Annotated in this window: 3 protein-coding genes; 1 reads left to right on the top strand and 2 read right to left on the bottom strand. The window is 73.3% G+C overall.

What is annotated here, in order from left to right:
- The first annotated feature begins 132 nt into the window (after positions 1–132).
- Entirely contained in the window at positions 133–1,086 is a 954-nt protein-coding gene (holA, locus tag E1285_RS44605) for a DNA polymerase III subunit delta (RefSeq protein WP_132160953.1), read from the top strand.
- Positions 1,087–1,345: 259 nt separating this feature from the next.
- Here holA and E1285_RS44600 read toward each other — a convergent pair whose 3' ends face one another.
- Entirely contained in the window at positions 1,346–1,765 is a 420-nt protein-coding gene (locus E1285_RS44600; protein WP_132160952.1) for an SRPBCC family protein, read from the bottom strand.
- Positions 1,705–2,311 (bottom strand): substrate-binding domain-containing protein (locus E1285_RS44595; RefSeq protein WP_207947301.1); only part of this gene is annotated, 607 nt, incomplete at its 5' end. The genes E1285_RS44600 and E1285_RS44595, both read right to left, overlap by 61 nt.

The raw sequence follows: 2,311 nt of genomic DNA, 5'->3' as shown, positions 1-2,311 counted from the left end.
CCTCACCCACCCGCGAAGCACCTCCTCGTGGCGCCAGGAAGGGGCGCCGTCGTCCAGGCCCGGCGGCCGCTCGGCACAGGGTTCGCCGTCGATCTCGTTTCGTGTGGTGGGTGGGCGTGGCATGCTGCAGGGGTGTCCGTTGACCCCATCATTCTGATCGTCGGCGACGAGGAACTGCTCGTGGACCGGGCGGTCGGCGACGTCGTCGCGTCCGTGCGGGCGGACGACCCGGAGGCCGAGGTGATCGATCTCGGGCCGGGCGGGCTGGAGCCCGGGCGGATCGCGGAGCTGACGTCGCCGTCGCTGTTCGGCGGCGGGAAGGTGCTCGTCCTCAGGGCGGCGCAGGACCTGGGCAAGGACCTGACCGCCGAGGTGCTCGCCTACGCCAGGACACCCGCGGACGATGTCGCGCTCGTCGCCGTCCACCACGGCGGAGCCAAAGGGAAGGCCCTGGTGGACGGGCTGGCCAAGCTCAAGGCGCGAAAGGTCTCGTGCCCGAAGGTCACCAAGATGGGGGAGCGGGTCGACTTCGTCCGGGCCGAGATACGGCGGGCCGGCGGGAAGATCTCGCCGGACGGGGCGCGGGGGCTGATCGAAGCGGTCGGAAACGACCTGCGTGAGCTGGCGGCGGCCTGCAGCCAGCTGGTCTCCGACACCGGCGGGAAGGTCGACGATGCCGCGGTGGCGCGGTACTACCGGGGGCGCGCCGAAGTCAGCGGGTTCACGGTCGCGGACAAGGCCATCGAAGGCCGGCTCGCCGAGGCGCTGGAGCAGCTCCGCTGGGCCCTCGCGACGGGCGTGGCGCCGGTGCTGATCGTCAGCGCGCTCGCCCAGGGCGTCAGGGGACTGGCGAAGGTCGGTGGCGCGCCCCGGGGCGCCCGCGGCGCGGCGCTCGCGAAGGAACTCGGCATGCCGCCGTGGAAGGTCGAGCGGGTGCAGAGGCAGCTTCATGCCTGGTCCGCGGACGGTGTCGCGCGGGCCTTGACAGCGGTCGCCGAGGCCGACGAGCAGGTCAAGGGCGGCGCCGCCGACCCCGCGTACGCGCTGGAGAAGACCGTCGCCGAGATCGTCACCGCCCGCGGCTGACCCGGCCCGTCCCCGCGCGGCGGGTCGGGCGTCCCGTGCGGGCTTCGTCCACGCACCGCCGTTCCGCTGCGCCTGGAGAGCCTCCTGCTGGGCCAGGCGGTAGAGCGCACCGGTTCCGAGGACTCATGCCTGTCCGGGTGCCCGTCGTCCGCCGCGATGTGGCGAGGTCGCGCGCCGTCGGGTCAGGGCTGCATCACAGGGGCCCGACGCCCGAGGGGGGCGTGTGGCGGGGTGCCCGCCCTTGGCGTGTGTGGGTGGGTCAGGGGTGTTCGGCCTTGGCTTTCAGGCCGTTGGCTTCCAGGGTCACGTAGCGGCGGGTCAGGCGGCCCATCAGGAGGGCGAAGACGGGCGCCAGTGGGCCCTTCTGGTCGACGGTCAGGCGGACGGTGGCCGTGCCGTCGGGGTTGGGGACGATCTCGTGGGCGGCGACGGTCGTCAGGCCGGGGGAGCGGGACTCCCAGGTGAAGGTCCTGTTCTCCTCGAACCCGGTGACCGTCCAGATGGCGGCGGGGAGTTTGGGCTGGTGGAGGCGGGCCCGGCTGGACAGGGCGAGGGGGGCGTCGAGGAGCTCGACGCGGTCGACGGACGCGGTCATGCCGGGCCAGCGTTCGACGTCGATCAGGATGTTCCAGACGGTCTCGGGGGAGGCGGCGACGTCGACGGCGGTGTCGAAGTGCATGGCTTCTTCCTCAGTGCGGCGCGGATCGCGGACAGCAGGCCGGTGACCAGAGGGTCATCGGCGCGGGCGGGGAGATGGAGGGCGTAGTAGGGGACGGCGGGCAGGTCGATGATCTCGCGGGTGACCAGGCCGGAGGGTGGAACGACACAGCCGTTGACGACCGCGAGGCCGATGCGGAGGGCCACGAAGTGCAGCAGGAGGGGCCAGCCTTCGGCCTCGACCGCCAGCGACCACGGTACTCCGGCGGCGCGGAGGGCGCGTTCGAGGGTGATGCGGTGCGGGCCGGCGGGCGGCGGGACGACCAGGGCGGTGTCGGCGATGTCGGCCAGGGTGAGGTCCGGCTCGTCCGCCAGCGGGTGGTCCTCCGGCATGACCAGGACCTGCGGATAGGAGGCCAGGAGGACGGCCTCGACGTCGGAGGGCAGGACGTCCAGGACGGCGACGCCGAGGTCGGCGCGGCCGGTGCGGACGGCGGCGAGGGTGCGGGCGCGGTCGCCGTTGATCAGCCGGATGCCGGGGTGGACGACGTCGCCGAGCAGGTAGAGG

This window comes from Actinomadura sp. 7K507 (assembly GCF_004348425.1).
Classification (GTDB): domain Bacteria; phylum Actinomycetota; class Actinomycetes; order Streptosporangiales; family Streptosporangiaceae; genus Spirillospora.
Note: the sequence above shows the minus strand (reverse complement) of the source record. Positions and strands in the feature narration are given on the sequence as shown.

Excerpts from the sequence above, each read along its gene's own strand:
- E1285_RS44600 (WP_132160952.1), bottom strand. The coding sequence starts at position 1,765 with ATGCACTTCGACACCGCCGTCGACGTCGCCGCCTCCCCCGAGACCGTC.